This window comes from Trinickia camelliae (genome assembly GCF_053525655.1).
The window spans coordinates 34,841-48,513 of sequence record NZ_JBCHAA010000016.1 but is presented as its reverse complement, the minus strand read 5'-3'; the positions used below and the strand labels follow the sequence as shown (position 1 = coordinate 48,513).

Sequence of the window (13,673 nt, the reverse complement as noted above, 5' to 3'; positions counted from 1 at the left end):
GAGTTTGTGGGGATTGGCGACTGACGCTTTGGAGCACTGGATTGTAGGCGACTTGGAATAACCCCGCAAACCAGCGGTCTTTTATAGAGAGCATCGCTCGCGCCTGCTGGGGATGAAGCGTAAATAGTGCTCATCGAGCAGACGCGAGCCTTGCAAAAACGGCTGCGTCAAATGCTATCGGAAAGGCGCGGCTGAATGTCGGCGAGCGCGATATCGGCCGACCCTTCTGCGAGATGGACTGTCAGGCGACGGTTGAGTTTCAGCGCCGACGGAGAACGCACCGCACGTCCGTTCTGCGCATCGAGCAGCGCCGCATAGCCGCGCTCGAGCGTGCGTTTCGGGCTCAGCACTTCGAGTCTTGCGGCCAGCGTTTCGACGCGCGCGGTCTGCCGCTCGTGATGCCGAAGCGCGGCGGCTTCGAGCCGTTTCGCGAGCCCCGCCAGCGCATTGCGATGCATCGCGAGATCGGGCCGCCAGCGCTGCCAGCGCAGCTGCACGAGCGCGAAACGCGCACGCGCGTCGCGCACCGGACGCGCCCCGGCCGACGCCAGCCTCACCTGCAATTGCTGCAAATGCGTGCGCTGCCGCTGCAAACGCTCGGCCGGGCTCACGAGCCGGCGCGCGAGCCAGTCGAGCTGCTGCGCGCGGCGCTCCATCATGCGGCCGAAGCTGCGGGCGATCGTGGCGTGTCGATGGTCGAGGTCGCGAAGCAGGAGCGCGCGTTGCGGGCTGACGAGTTCGGCGGCGCCGGTGGGTGTCGGGGCGCGCACGTCGGCGGCAAAATCGGCGATCGTGAAATCGGTCTCATGGCCGACGCCGCTCACGACCGGCAACTCGCTCGCCGCGATCGCGCGCGCCAGCACCTCTTCGTTGAACGCCCACAAGTCCTCGATCGAACCGCCGCCGCGGCAGACGATCAGCACGTCCACCTCGCGCCGCGCATTCGCGGTCTCGATCATCGCCGCGACTTTCTCGCTCGAGCCCGCGCCCTGCACGGGCGCCGGATAGACGATCACGGGGATATGCGGGGCGCGGCGCGCCAGCGTGGTGAGCACATCGCGCAGCGCCGCGGCCTGCAACGACGTGACGATGCCGATCGCGCGCGGATGCGCCGGCAACGCGCGCTTGCGCTCCGCGGCGAAAAGCCCGTCGGCTTCGAGCTGCGCCTTGAGCCGCAAGAACGCCTCATACAGGCGCCCCTGCCCGGTGCGCCGCACCGCCTCGACATTCAGCTGCAGCTCGCCGCGCGGCTCGTACATCGTGACGAGCGCGCGCACTTCGATCTTGTCGCCTTCGCGCGGCGTGAATTCGGCGTACTGCGCGCGGCCGCGGAACATCACGCAGCGCATCTGCGCCTGCGCATCCTTGATCGAGAAGTACCAGTGGCCGCTCGCCGCGCGCGTGAAATTCGACACTTCGCCCGACACCCAGACGAGCGGAAACGTCCGTTCGAGCATGGTGCTGATCGCGCGATTGAGCGCCGAAACCGGCACGACGGCGTCGCCCCCAAATGGGCCGGCCGAACTTCCGGCGCCCTGTCCGGGGGAGGAAAAAGGGGTATCCGATTGCATGGGGAACGATGAAAATCTTGACCGGACAGACAATAGACCGGCCGGTAAGGCCCGTCCAGAGCGGCGGAGCAAATGATGGGAAGTTTCCACATTGATGCGGGGCAACAGCAAAACGGCGCGATCCGTTGCCGCAGCCAGCGGACTCGTCGTAAGTTATTGATCTATAACGATTTAACAATCGTAGGACCAAAGCGTCTACCGATGAAAGGCTTGATTTTCCGGGCTCGCGGCCTTTTCGGGATAAAGTTCTTCACAGAGTTATCCACAGGCACGCGAGTGCGTTGACCATCGCGCATCCCACAGAGGGCGAGCCGCATTGTGACTTGCTCGATCAAAGCCCGCCGCGCTAGAGTGCCGGGTTCCGAAGCCGTTTGAGTGCCAGAAGACCGGCGGCCGCCTTCACTGAATTCACTGAATCCAGCATGCAACACACACTGCGTCGATGAACCGCCTCGCCTCCCGTCTGGAAGCGCACATCACGCGCGAATGGCAGCGCCGCGGCGCGCTCGCGTGGGCCCTGCTCCCGTTGGCGTGCGTGTTCGGCGCCGTCGCCGCGCTGCGCCGCATGAGCTTTGCATTCGGGTGGCAAAAGCGCGTGCCGATCGGCGTGCCGGTCGTGATCGTCGGTAATGTGACCGTCGGCGGCACCGGCAAGACGCCAACCGTCATCGCCCTCGTCGAAGCCCTGCGCTCGGCCGGCTTTACGCCGGGCGTCGTATCGCGCGGCTACCGCGCGAAGATCAAAGGGCCCGCTGCCGTCACGCCGTCGTCGTCCCCTGATCAGGCCGGCGACGAGCCGCTCTTGATCGCCCGACGCACCGGCGCGCCGGTATTCGTGTGCCCGGACCGCGTGGCGGCGGCCCTCGCACTGCTCGCCGCCCATCGCGACGTCGACGTGATCGTCAGCGACGACGGCCTCCAGCACTACCGTCTCGCGCGCGATGTCGAGCTCGTCGTGTTCGATCAGCGCCTCGGCGGCAACGGCTTCCTGCTGCCGGCCGGGCCGCTGCGCGAACCGCTCTCGCGCCGGCGCGACGCGACGCTCATCAACAGTCCATACCAGCGCACGCTGCCCGCGTGGCCGAACACCTACACGCTGAATCTCACGCCCGGCGACGCCTGGCACCTCGCCAACCCGGCCCTGCGGCGCCCGCTCTCGCAATTCGCGAACCAGCGCGTGCTGGCCGCAGCGGGCATCGGCTCGCCCGAACGTTTTTTCGCGACGCTGCGCGCGGCGGGCCTGTCGCCGGCAACGCGCGCGTTGCCCGATCACTACGCGTTTCGCGACAATCCATTCGTCGATGCCGACGCCGACGCCATCCTGATAACCGAAAAGGATGCGGTAAAATTAGGGGCTTGGCGCGACGCGCGGATCTGGGTCGTTCCCGTCGAAGCCGCGCTGGACCCTCGCCTCATCGCCCTAGTTGTGGAGAAACTCCGTGGACGCTCGCCTGCTTGAAATTCTCGTTTGCCCCATTTGCAAGGGGCCGCTCAGCTACGACCGCTCCGCACAGGAACTGATCTGCAATGTCGACAAGCTCGCGTATCCGATCCGCGACGGCATCCCGGTGATGCTGGTCGACGAAGCGCGCCAGACGGTCGAAGGCACGCCGGTCGAGCCGCTCAATCCGTCGTCCGGTTCCTGACTCTCGCTGCTGCGCGCTTCCCTTCGATGACCGATTCCGCTCGCTCCAACGTTCCGCCCTTCGTGGCCGTCGTGCCGGCCCGCCTCGCGTCCACGCGCCTGCCTGAGAAACCGCTCGCCGACATCGGCGGCAAGCCGATGGTCGTGCGCGTCGCCGAGCGCGCGCGCGAATCGGGCGCCGACCAAGTGCTGATCGCAACCGACGCCCCCAGCGTGCTCGACGCCGCCCGCGCACATGGCATCGACGCGCTGTTGACGCGCGCCGACCACCCGTCGGGCACCGACCGCCTCGCCGAAGTCGCCGCGCACTTCGGCTGGAGCGACGATACGATCGTCGTCAACGTGCAGGGCGACGAGCCGCTGATCGACCCGGCGCTCGTGCGCGGCGTAGCGGCGCACCTTGCCGCCAACGCCGATTGTGCGATCGCCACGGCGGCGCACCCGATCTCCGATCCCGCTGAAGTCTTCAGCCCGAACGTGGTGAAGGTCGTGCTCGACAAGCGCGGCGTCGCGCTGTATTTCTCGCGCGCACCGATTCCGTGGATACGCGACGCGTATCAAGCGCATTGGTCGGCGACCCAACCAAACCTCGCCGCCATGCCTGCGCCGCCGGCCGATACCGTGTTCCGCCACATCGGCCTCTACGCCTATCGCGCGCGTTTCCTGCGCACCTACCCCACCCTCGCGCAAGCGCCGATCGAGCACACCGAAGTGCTCGAGCAGTTGCGCGCGATGTGGCACGGCGAGCGCATCGCGGTACTCGTTACGCATGAAGCGCCCGCCCCGGGCGTCGATACGCCGGCCGATCTGGAACGCGTAAGGTCCCTTTTTCGGTCTGAAAGCTAAAAACCCATGGCATAATCAGTTTCGATTGCGCGAGCCATCCGAAACTTTCGGCCACTAGGTTTCCCTCTCGTTTGCCCTAACACCCGCCTCTGAGCGCCGTCCCATGGATGCGCTGCTGGAAGGCGGGCCGCTTTTTTTGCGCGACTGGAGCAGCGAGTCTTGCGGACGCCTTTGCGCCTCGCGACGCAGAATTCACATACGACTCGGAGATATCACCATGCGTTTGATCCTGTTGGGCGCGCCCGGCGCGGGCAAGGGCACCCAGGCAAACTTCATCAAGGAAAAATTCGGGATTCCGCAGATTTCCACCGGCGACATGCTGCGTGCCGCGGTCAAGGCGGGCACTCCGCTCGGTCTCGAAGCGAAGCGCTACATGGACGCGGGCGAACTCGTCACGGATGAGCTCATCATCAATCTCGTCAAGGAACGCCTGCAAGCGCCGGATTGCGCAAACGGCTATCTGTTCGACGGTTTTCCGCGCACGCTGCCGCAAGCGGAAGCGATGAAGGAAGCGGGCGTCGCCATCGATTACGTGCTCGAAATCGACGTGCCGTTCGACGAGATCATCGTCCGCATGAGCGGCCGCCGCACGCACCCGGCATCGGGCCGCACGTACCACGTGAAGTTCAATCCGCCGAAGGTCGAAGGCAAGGACGACGTGACAGGCGAGCCGCTGATCCAGCGCGACGACGACAAGGAAGAGACGGTGAAGAAGCGCCTCGACGTGTACGTTGCGCAAACGAAGCCGCTGATCGACTACTACAACCAGTGGGCGCAGCGCGGTGCCGAGAACGGCTTGCAGGCGCCGGAATACCGCCGCATCTCGGGCATCGGTTCAGTCGATGAGATTCGTCAGCGCGTATTCGATGCGCTGAAGTGATCGGACCCGATTCACTTCAGCCGAAACTCGCGCTGCCGCACAAAAAACCCGCCCTGAACCGGCGGGTTTTTTATGGCAAGCGACAATACCCACGCTCAATCCAGCTCGACGAACAGCTACGCGAACCCAAGCGCCTGAACGTCGCGCCGCGCGGCAACCATCCTATGCCCGGGCGCATCGAGCCATTACAATCGTCGCTTTCGCAATACCAACGATAACGGCGAAGCAACCCATTCTTTACCCAGGAAAAGGAGCAGCAAGATGGAGATTCGCGGCAACGCATTTCTGATTACCGGCGGCGCGTCCGGCCTCGGCGCAGCCACCGCGCGCCTGTTGGCGGAGCACGGCGGCAAGGTCGTGATCGCCGACCTGAACGAAAGTGCGGGCACTGCGCTGGCGAAGGAACTCGGCGGCGTGTTCGTCAAATGCGATGTGACGCGCGAAGATGACGCGACGCAGGCCGTCGCAGCGGCGACGCAGCTCGGTGCGCTCTCTGGGCTCGTGAACTGCGCGGGCGTCGCGCCCGCGATCAAGACCGTCGGCAAGGACGGCCCGCATCCGCTCGACGCATTCGCCAAGACCATCTCGATCAATCTGATCGGCACCTTCAACGTGCTGCGCCTGGCCGCGGCGGCGATGGCAAAGAACGAGCCGAACGCGAACGGCGAGCGCGGCGTGATCATCAATACGGCGTCGGTCGCGGCGTTCGACGGGCAAATCGGCCAAGCGGCTTATGCCGCCTCGAAGAGCGGTGTGGCCGGCATGACGCTGCCGATCGCACGCGACCTGTCGCGCAACGCGATCCGCGTGATGACGATCGCCCCCGGCATCTTCGAGACGCCGATGCTGCTCGGCATGCCGCAGGAAGTGCAGGACGCGCTCGGCGCGATGGTGCCGTTTCCCCCGCGCCTCGGCAAACCCGTCGAGTACGCGATGCTCGTCAAGCAGATCTTCGACAACACGATGCTGAACGGCGAAGTGATTCGTCTCGACGGCGCGATCCGGATGCAGCCCAAGTAACGCATCGATCTGACTTCGGCACGATAAAAAAGCCTGCGGTGCGCGGTAAGCGCATCGCAGGCTTTTTCTTTTGATGCGGCATCTCGTCAACCCGCCGCCATCACACGACAATCAGTCGTCGCTTTGATGCGTGCGCTGCCGCAGCTCGTGCAACTGAGATTCAACGACAGTCGCATCGTCCGCATCGGGACGATCGCCGAGGTAGCGCTCGAGATCCTCCAACGCCGGCCGCAGGTAATCGAGCCGCGCGTAAGCGAAGCCGCGATCGCGCACTTCTTCGATGTTCTCCGGCAGCAGGATCACGAGCCGCTGCTGCACCGCCAGCAGGCGCTGCCAGCGCTCCGTCTGCAAGTACACCGCCTTCAGGTTGCGCAGCATGCGCGCGACGATCTCGCGGCGCGTCGCGGGCTGCAGCAGCACGCGCAGCGCACTGCCGATCGATTCGCCCGAACGCGTGATGTACGGCTCGAGCATATCAACCATCTGCGCTTCGGAAAGCGATTGCCCCGTCGTCGGATCGAGCATCACGTCGCCTTCGGGCAGGCTCACACGCATCAGGAAATGCCCCGGAAACGACACGCCCTTCACCGGCACGCCAATCTGCTCGCCCATTTCGAGGTACAGCACCGCGAGCGAAATCGGAATGCCGCGCCGGCGCTTGAGCACGATGTTCAGATGGCTGTTGTCGGGATCGTAGTAGTCGTTCAGGTTGCTGCTAAAACCGAGCTCACGGAAGAAGAAACGGTTCAGCGTACTGACTTTCTCGCGCAAATCGGCGTCGTCGGGCAGACGCCGTTTCAGGCGCAACACCAGCTCGTCGATTTCGGCCAGCGTGCCTTGCAGATCGACATCCGGATACGCATCTTGCGCGAGCGAAAGCGCCGTCTCGGTGAGGGGGAGACTGTCGTCGTCGGCGACGAGCGTGCTGAAGTAGTCGAGAACGCGTGTCATCGTGGTCACTTCACTCGTCTTCTGAAATAGGCGTATTTGAAACCCATCAGCCACAGCATACCGAAGTAAAGCGTAGCGAACAGGACCAGACAAGCCGCCAACAGCACGATCCGTTCCACCGGACGGTGATGCAGGCCGATCCAGTCGAAGTTCACGGCGAACCAGTGCATCGTGCCCGCCAACACGAGTGAGGCGCCCAGCAACTGCACGAAGAAATGCGGCCACCCGCTCGATGGAGTATAGATGCCGCGCTTGCGCAAGCCGAGAAACAGAAGCAACGCATTCACGCACGCGCCGAGCCCGACGGATAGCGTGAGCCCCGCGTGCGCGAAGATCGGCACGAACACGTAGTTCGAGAGCTGCGTCACGACCAGCACGCCGACGCCGATCTTCACCGGCGTCTTGATGTCCTGCTTCGCATAAAAGCCCGGCGCGAGGATCTTGATGAGAATGAGGCCGATCAGGCCGATGCCGTACGCGGAGAGCGCGCGCCCGACCATCACGACCGAGTTCGCGTCGAAGCGGCCGTAGTGGAAGAGCGTTGCCGTCAACGGCTCGGCGAAGAAGAAGAGCGCGAGTGCGCTCGGCGCCGCGAGCAGGAACGTGACGCGCAAGCCCCAGTCGAGCAGCGACGAATACTCGTGCGCATCGGCATCGACGTGCGCTTTCGACAGACTCGGCAGCAGGATCGTCCCGAGCGCGACGCCGAGGAGCGCAGTCGGAAACTCCATGAGCCGGTCGGCGTAGTTGATCCACGACACTGCGCCCTGCCCCAGCCGGGACGCAATGTTCGTATTGATGATGAGGCTCAGTTGCGCGACGGAGACCGCGAACGTCGCCGGCACCATCTTCACGAGCACGCGCTTGACGCCGCGATGGGCGAGCGCGCCGAGCGGATTGAGCCCGATGCGCGGCGCCATGTCGATCTTCTTCAAGCCCGGCAACTGCACGAGAAACTGCAGCAAGCCGCCGACGATCACCGCCCAAGCCAGCGCATAGACCGGCACCTTCATGTGCGGCGCGACGAACACGGCCGCCGCGATGAACGCGACGTTGAGCAGCACCGGCGCGAACGCGGGCAATGAAAAGCTCTTGTAAGTGTTGAGCACGCCGGACGCGAGCGTCGTCAGCGAGATGAAGATGATGTACGGGAACATGATCCGCGTCATCGCGACGGCCAGCGGGAATGCCTGGCCGTCGGCGCGCAGGCCCGACGCGACCGCGAACACGACCCACGATGCGCCCGCCACCCCGACGATCGAGAGGATCGCGAGCGACCACGCGAGCACGGTCGACATGGCGTCGACTAGCGCTTTCGTCGCATCGTGCCCTTTCTGGTTCTTGAACTCGGCGAGAATCGGCACGAAGGCTTGCGAAAAAGCGCCTTCGGCGGAAAGCCGCCGCAGCAGATTGGGAATACGGAACGCGACGTAGAACGCGTCGGTGTATTGGCTTGCGCCGAACGCACGGGCGATCAGCGTTTCGCGGGCCAGTCCGGTCACGCGCGACAGCAGCGTGAAGCCGCTGACCGTCAGCAGGGCTCGGAATAGATTCATGGGGCGCCTATTATACGGGGCGATATGGGTCACGGACCCGCTCGCCCGCCGATTGATTGCCCGTTATTTGTTCGCCGCCTTGCCCCGAAGTTCGCCGCATGCGTCGCATTCGTCGATCGCGCGCATTTTCGCGGCATCCGTCCGCACCGGCCCGCCGCTGAGCGGTTCCGACGCGGCTACACGACTGACACACCTCAACGGTTGCCACGTGTCTGATTTTGTTGCTATAATCGCCCGTTTCGAAGCTTGGCCGTGCCGTTTTTGAGCCGGCTTCGCCAATGTGATTCAGGTTTTTGCGCTCCTGGGCAATCGCTCCCAGGGGCTTGGATCGAAAAGCAGCGTTTAACCGATTAGCCCGCAGCCTTGCTGCCTCAGCCTAGTCGGTCAAGCACTGGAAACAGGAACAGGATAAGGAACCCTCATGGCTAACTCCGCACAAGCACGCAAGCGCGCCCGTCAGGCCGCCAAGGCCAACTCGCACAACTCCGCGCTGCGTTCGAAGTATCGCACCGCAGTCAAGGCCGTTCGCAAGGCAATCGAAGCCGGCGATCAAGCCAAGGCCGCTGAAGTCTTCAAGCTGTCGACAAAGACGCTCGACATCATCGCTGACAAGAAGATCGTTCACAAGAACAAGGCTGCTCGCCATAAGAGCCGCCTCGCTGCAGCCATCAAGGGCCTGCAAGCTCCCGCGCAGTAAATCTGGTCGGCCTGCCTAACGGCAGGCTACCTCCTGTTTCCGCTGCGACGTAAAAAAGCCCGCATTGGCATGGCCTTCGCGGGCTTTTCTTCGTCTATACGATTCGTCTCGATCTGTTGACGGTGGGCGCCGTCAACACACCACCCTCCATCCACGTCAGCCAGCGCCGCTAACCGTCGACCGGCCTTAGCCGGTGCGCTGTTGTTGCTGCTGTGTGCCGTGATGCGCCGGAAGCTCGCAAGCCTCCGTCACCACGAGATCGTTGTCTTTCGCGAAGTTCAGGACGAAATCGAACGCCATGGGTTCGATGTCGCGCAACCGCGAATCGAGGATCACGCACTTGAGATCGCCGAGCATCGTCGGCCGCACGTAGAGCGAGTATTGCAAACGGGCATTGGGGCCGCGCGCGCCGGGTCCGAAACACGACATCACACCGGCCAGGCGCTCCGACCAATCGCTCGGCCGAAACTTCTTTCCGTTCTTCGTGATGCCTTGAATGAAATATTCGGTAAAGGGGGCTTCGGCCATGTAGGAATACCCAAGTATCTAGCCCAGCGAAGTGCCGGCGAACGAGACCGCCTGAACACGATGAACACGAAGCATTGAGGACGAACCAGCGCCTGAAAAGGGCCGCGATCGCTATCTGCGCGGTGCGACTGACGGGGTTCGAGCCCCGGTCGCGACACCGGTGTCCCGCAAGCACAAAACCGGCCTGCCGGGCGTGAAAAATCCCGGGAATTATACCGCAGCGAACCTTTTTCCGCACTGCACATAAGACCCTTCCTAGCGCCTCCTAAGGCGGGAACGAACACCTACGAATCGGGCCGGCACAGGCTTTCAGCCAACTTTGTACTGACTCGTCAAACACCTAAAAATCCTTTATGCTGCCTTGAGTTACCACATCTGACGGCGGCGCCGTCCGGCTATTCCGGCTGGGTGAAACCGCCGTATTTCGTTTCATGACCGCCAAGAAAATTCGCCACTACCTGCAGTTCAACGATTTCTCGCTGGATGAGTACGAGTACGTGCTCGAACGCACCGGCATCTTGAAGCGCAAGTTCAAGAACTACGAGACCTATCACCCGCTGCACGACCGCACGCTCGCGATGATCTTCGAGAAGAACTCGACGCGCACGCGCCTGTCGTTCGAAGCCGGCATCTTCCAGCTCGGCGGCCACGCGGTCTTCATGAGCACACGCGATACGCAACTTGGCCGCGGAGAACCGATCGAAGACGCCGCGCAGGTGATTTCGCGGATGGTCGACATCATCATGATCCGCACGTTCGGCCAGGACATCATCCGCCGCTTCGCCGAAAACTCGCGCGTGCCCGTCATCAACGGTCTGACCAACGAATACCATCCGTGCCAGGTGCTGGCCGACATCTTCACTTACTACGAGCACCGCGGCCCGATTCGCGGCAAGACGGTCGCGTGGGTGGGCGATGCCAACAACATGCTCTACACGTGGATTGAAGCCGCGCAGATTCTTGGCTTCAAGATCAACATTTCGACGCCGCCGGGCTACAAACTCGATCACGCGCTCGTCGCCAAGGAAAGCGCGCCGTTCTATGAAGAGTTCGCCGATCCGAACGAAGCGTGCGCGAACGCCGATCTCGTCACGACCGACGTCTGGACCAGCATGGGCTTCGAAGCCGAGAACGAGGCACGCAAGGCCGCGTTCGCCGACTGGTGCGTCGACGCAAAGATGATGGCCCGCGCGAAACCCGACGCGCTCTTCATGCACTGCCTCCCCGCGCACCGCGGCGAAGAAGTGAGCGCAGAGGTGATCGACGGTCCGCAAAGCGTCGTTTGGGATGAAGCCGAGAACCGTCTCCACGTGCAAAAGGCGCTGATGGAGTTCCTGATGCTCGGCAAGCTGAATCACTGATTTCGCCCGCCGCTTAGCGTAAAAAGCCTCGCCAGTCGGCGAGGCTTTTTTTGTGACCTACGCAAACGCCCTCAAAGCTATAGACAGACCGGCTCCGCCTCCAGCTCGACCCCGAAGCGCTCCAACACATCCTTCTGAATCGCCCGCGCGAGCGCCAAGACTTCCCCCCCGGTCGCGCCGCCGCGATTGACGAGCACGAGCGCCTGACGCTCATGCACGGCCGCCGCACCCATCGCGCGGCCTTTCCAGCCGCACCGGTCGATCAGCCAGCCCGCCGCGAGCTTGACCCGCCCATCCGGCTGCCGATACGACACCAGTTCCGGCTCTCTTGCCTTCAACGCGTCGCACTGAGCGGCATCGATGACGGGGTTCTTGAAGAAGCTCCCTGCGTTGCCGAGCACGAGCGGATCCGGCAGCTTGGCGCGCCGCACCGCGACCACCGCATCGAAAATCGCCTGCGGGGTCACGGCCGAACCCGCAGCCAAACCCGCCGCCCCGCCGCGCGCCGCCAGTTCACGGGCGACGTCAGCATAGTCGGCGTGCGGCGTCCACGCCTTCGGCAGCTTGAACGTCACCGAAACGATGACGAACCGATCGCGCCCTTCCCGCTTGAAAAAGCTATCGCGATAGCCGAAGCGGCACGCAGCCGCGTCGAATTCGACGATCGCGCCCGTTGCCAGCTCGACCGCCCGCAGCGACGCAAAGCGCTCGCACATCTCGAGCCCGTAGGCGCCGATGTTCTGAATCGGCGCCGCGCCCACCGTGCCCGGAATCAGCGCGAGGTTTTCGAGGCCAGGCAGCCCTTCGGCGAGCGTCCAGGCCACGAAGTCGTGCCAGTTTTCGCCCGCGGCCGCCTCGACGTACCAGGCCTCATCGTCCTCTCGCACGATGCGCTTGCCACGCAGTTCAATTAGCAGCACCAGTCCGTCGAAATCGCGCGTCAGCACGACATTGCTGCCGCCGCCCAGCACGAGCTTGCGCTGGCCCGCTAGCCGCGAATCGCGCGCGATGCCGATCAATTGATCTTCGCGCTCGATCTTGCACAGCAGGCGCGCGCGCACGTCGATACCGAACGTGTTGTACGGGCGCAGCGACGCGTCGGAAACGAACGCGACGGCATCGGGCGAATGGTCAGGCGAACAATCGGGCAAAGACATCGGAAATCGCTTTCATGCCGCAGGGCCGCCGCATCGCGAAGCGCGGCGGCCTTGGGCAAAAGATGAAGGGGTCGGTAGAATGGCGTTCGGTTCGTGATTATAGCGAGTGCCTGCCGCGAGAGCCGCGGCGCTGCGCCAAAGGCGCAGGCACCGCCGCTCTATACAGGGAGAAAGCAATGCCATCGTTCGACGTCGTTTGCGAAGCCAACATGATCGAAGTGAAGAACGCGATCGAGCAGTCCAACAAGGAAATCTCGACGCGTTTCGACTTCAAGGGGTCCGACTCGCGTGTCGAGCAGAAGGAAGGCGAACTGACACTGTTCGCCGACGACGACTTCAAGCTCGGCCAGGTGAAAGACGTGCTGCTGTCGAAAATGGCGAAGCGCAATGTGGACGTGCGCTTCCTCGACTACGGCAAGATCGAGAAGATCGGCGGCGACAAGATGAAGCAAGTCGTGACCGTGAAGAAAGGCGTCTCGGGCGATCTGGCGAAGAAGATCGTCAGGCTCGTGAAGGACAGCAAAATCAAGGTTCAGGCCAGCATTCAGGGCGATGCGGTGCGCATCTCCGGCACCAAGCGCGACGACCTGCAAAGCGTGATCGCGATGCTGCGTAAGGAAGTGACCGATACGCCGCTCGACTTCAACAACTTCCGCGATTGATGTGAATCACTAGGCCAAGCGGCCAGGCTCCAAGCCCGGCCGCCGCCATCAATGTTTGCGAGCCGGCGCGGCGCCGGCGTCGCGCTTCTTTTCCCCAATCCGGCTTTCCTGCCCGGCAATCAGCTTCGAAATATTCGCGCGATGGCGCCAGATGAGCAGCGCGCTCATCGCAAAGACGGCCCAGGCAACGCGGTTTTCGCCGAACAAAAAGATGTCGAAGAGCGGCGCGAACACGGCGGCACACAGCGCGGCCAAAGACGAATAACGGAAAAAGAACGCGATGATGAGCCACGTGAGCGCGGTCGCGAGACCGAGCACGGGGTGAATCGCGAGCAGCACGCCCGCCGCCGTCGCCACACCCTTGCCGCCCTTGAACTTGAAGAAGATCGGATACAGGTGGCCGAGGAAAACGGCGATTGCCGCGAGCGCGATCGCCGTATCGTCGAGGCCGAAGCGCGGGCCGTATTGCGCGACGAGCCACACCGCGAGCCAGCCTTTGAACGCATCGCCGACCAGCGTGAGAATCGCCGCCTTCTTGTTGCCGCTTCTGAGCACATTGGTCGCGCCGGGGTTCTTCGAGCCGTACGAGCGCGGGTCGGCCAGCCCCATCGCAGCGCTGACGATCACGGCAAACGACACCGATCCGATCAGGTAGGCGGCAACAGTGGCGATCAGGATTTCCATGTAAGGGACTCTTCCAACGTATCGTTATCGAGGACTGCGCCGCAAGCCGAAGGCCAGTGGCGAACCGGCGCTCATTCTACCGAAGCGCCGTCGCGGAGAAGATCCTTGCTTTCCC

Annotated in this window: 15 protein-coding genes; 9 read left to right on the top strand and 6 right to left on the bottom strand. The window is 63.5% G+C overall.

What is annotated here, in order from left to right; all coding sequences use genetic code 11:
- Positions 1-167: 167 nt before the first annotated feature.
- Positions 168-1,571, bottom strand: coding sequence for an exodeoxyribonuclease VII large subunit (gene xseA, locus AAHK20_RS24445; protein ID WP_449184090.1), 1,404 nt, complete (start codon positions 1,569-1,571; stop codon positions 168-170).
- Positions 1,572-2,013: 442 nt separating this feature from the next.
- Here xseA and lpxK point away from each other — a divergent pair, with 442 nt between their 5' ends.
- The 6 genes from lpxK (at position 2,014) to AAHK20_RS24415 (ending at position 5,962) form a co-directional block, all read left to right on the top strand.
- On the top strand, positions 2,014-3,030 hold the full coding sequence (gene lpxK, locus AAHK20_RS24440; RefSeq protein WP_449184089.1) for a tetraacyldisaccharide 4'-kinase: 1,017 nt from the start codon (positions 2,014-2,016) through the stop codon (positions 3,028-3,030).
- A complete protein-coding gene (locus AAHK20_RS24435) occupies positions 3,011-3,217 on the top strand; it encodes a Trm112 family protein (protein ID WP_449184088.1) in 207 nt (68 codons plus the stop codon). The genes lpxK and AAHK20_RS24435 overlap by 20 nt, the downstream gene beginning before the upstream one ends.
- Positions 3,218-3,243: 26 nt before the next feature.
- Positions 3,244-4,062, top strand: coding sequence for a 3-deoxy-manno-octulosonate cytidylyltransferase (kdsB, locus tag AAHK20_RS24430; protein ID WP_449184087.1), 819 nt, complete (start codon positions 3,244-3,246; stop codon positions 4,060-4,062).
- A gap of 217 nt (positions 4,063-4,279) precedes the next feature.
- Complete coding sequence (gene adk, locus AAHK20_RS24425) at positions 4,280-4,942, top strand: adenylate kinase (RefSeq protein ID WP_449184086.1); 663 nt, start codon at positions 4,280-4,282, stop codon at positions 4,940-4,942.
- Positions 4,939-5,160, top strand: a complete 222-nt coding sequence (locus tag AAHK20_RS24420) for a hypothetical protein (protein ID WP_449184085.1) — start codon at positions 4,939-4,941, stop codon at positions 5,158-5,160. Before adk ends, AAHK20_RS24420 begins: the two co-directional genes overlap by 4 nt.
- Before the next feature lie 43 nt (positions 5,161-5,203).
- Positions 5,204-5,962, top strand: coding sequence for a 3-hydroxyacyl-CoA dehydrogenase (locus AAHK20_RS24415; RefSeq protein WP_449184084.1), 759 nt, complete (start codon positions 5,204-5,206; stop codon positions 5,960-5,962).
- A gap of 111 nt (positions 5,963-6,073) precedes the next feature.
- Here AAHK20_RS24415 and AAHK20_RS24410 read toward each other — a convergent pair whose 3' ends face one another.
- A complete protein-coding gene (locus AAHK20_RS24410) occupies positions 6,074-6,913 on the bottom strand; it encodes a SirB1 family protein (RefSeq protein ID WP_449184083.1) in 840 nt (279 codons plus the stop codon).
- Positions 6,914-6,918: 5 nt separating this feature from the next.
- Entirely contained in the window at positions 6,919-8,526 is a 1,608-nt protein-coding gene (murJ, locus tag AAHK20_RS24405; RefSeq protein ID WP_449184220.1) for a murein biosynthesis integral membrane protein MurJ, read from the bottom strand.
- Between the two features lie 364 nt (positions 8,527-8,890).
- Between murJ and rpsT the strand changes: the two genes are divergently transcribed.
- Positions 8,891-9,166: a 30S ribosomal protein S20 gene (rpsT, locus tag AAHK20_RS24400; protein WP_136897726.1), complete on the top strand. Its 276-nt coding sequence runs from the start codon at positions 8,891-8,893 to the stop codon at positions 9,164-9,166.
- 186 nt (positions 9,167-9,352) lie between these two features.
- Here the strand turns inward: rpsT and AAHK20_RS24395 are convergent, their stop codons facing one another.
- A complete protein-coding gene (locus tag AAHK20_RS24395; protein WP_449184082.1) occupies positions 9,353-9,694 on the bottom strand; it encodes a DUF3579 domain-containing protein in 342 nt (113 codons plus the stop codon).
- A gap of 431 nt (positions 9,695-10,125) precedes the next feature.
- On the opposite strand from AAHK20_RS24395, the gene argF reads away from it, so the two are divergent.
- Positions 10,126-11,055, top strand: coding sequence for an ornithine carbamoyltransferase (gene argF, locus AAHK20_RS24390; protein ID WP_449184081.1), 930 nt, complete (start codon positions 10,126-10,128; stop codon positions 11,053-11,055).
- Between the two features lie 77 nt (positions 11,056-11,132).
- Here argF and murB read toward each other — a convergent pair whose 3' ends face one another.
- Positions 11,133-12,212, bottom strand: a complete 1,080-nt coding sequence (gene murB / locus AAHK20_RS24385; protein ID WP_449184080.1) for a UDP-N-acetylmuramate dehydrogenase — start codon at positions 12,210-12,212, stop codon at positions 11,133-11,135.
- Positions 12,213-12,388: 176 nt separating this feature from the next.
- On the opposite strand from murB, the gene AAHK20_RS24380 reads away from it, so the two are divergent.
- Complete coding sequence (locus AAHK20_RS24380) at positions 12,389-12,874, top strand: YajQ family cyclic di-GMP-binding protein (RefSeq protein ID WP_449184079.1); 486 nt, start codon at positions 12,389-12,391, stop codon at positions 12,872-12,874.
- A gap of 48 nt (positions 12,875-12,922) precedes the next feature.
- Here AAHK20_RS24380 and plsY read toward each other — a convergent pair whose 3' ends face one another.
- Complete coding sequence (gene plsY, locus AAHK20_RS24375; RefSeq protein ID WP_449184078.1) at positions 12,923-13,558, bottom strand: glycerol-3-phosphate 1-O-acyltransferase PlsY; 636 nt, start codon at positions 13,556-13,558, stop codon at positions 12,923-12,925.
- Between the last annotated feature and the right edge of the window lie 115 nt (positions 13,559-13,673).

What these genes read in the sequence shown, in the direction of transcription:
- AAHK20_RS24415 (WP_449184084.1), top strand. Translation starts at nt 5,204, where the DNA reads ATGGAGATTCGCGGCAACGCATTTCTGATTACCGGCGGCGCGTCCGGC.
- argF (WP_449184081.1), top strand. Translation starts at nt 10,126, where the DNA reads ATGACCGCCAAGAAAATTCGCCACTACCTGCAGTTCAACGATTTCTCG.
- murB (WP_449184080.1), bottom strand. Translation starts at nt 12,212, where the DNA reads ATGTCTTTGCCCGATTGTTCGCCTGACCATTCGCCCGATGCCGTCGCG.
- adk (WP_449184086.1), top strand. Translation starts at nt 4,280, where the DNA reads ATGCGTTTGATCCTGTTGGGCGCGCCCGGCGCGGGCAAGGGCACCCAG.
- rpsT (WP_136897726.1), top strand. Translation starts at nt 8,891, where the DNA reads ATGGCTAACTCCGCACAAGCACGCAAGCGCGCCCGTCAGGCCGCCAAG.
- lpxK (WP_449184089.1), top strand. Translation starts at nt 2,014, where the DNA reads ATGAACCGCCTCGCCTCCCGTCTGGAAGCGCACATCACGCGCGAATGG.
- kdsB (WP_449184087.1), top strand. Translation starts at nt 3,244, where the DNA reads ATGACCGATTCCGCTCGCTCCAACGTTCCGCCCTTCGTGGCCGTCGTG.
- plsY (WP_449184078.1), bottom strand. Translation starts at nt 13,558, where the DNA reads ATGGAAATCCTGATCGCCACTGTTGCCGCCTACCTGATCGGATCGGTG.
- AAHK20_RS24380 (WP_449184079.1), top strand. Translation starts at nt 12,389, where the DNA reads ATGCCATCGTTCGACGTCGTTTGCGAAGCCAACATGATCGAAGTGAAG.
- xseA (WP_449184090.1), bottom strand. Translation starts at nt 1,571, where the DNA reads ATGCAATCGGATACCCCTTTTTCCTCCCCCGGACAGGGCGCCGGAAGT.
- AAHK20_RS24410 (WP_449184083.1), bottom strand. Translation starts at nt 6,913, where the DNA reads ATGACACGCGTTCTCGACTACTTCAGCACGCTCGTCGCCGACGACGAC.
- AAHK20_RS24395 (WP_449184082.1), bottom strand. Translation starts at nt 9,694, where the DNA reads ATGGCCGAAGCCCCCTTTACCGAATATTTCATTCAAGGCATCACGAAG.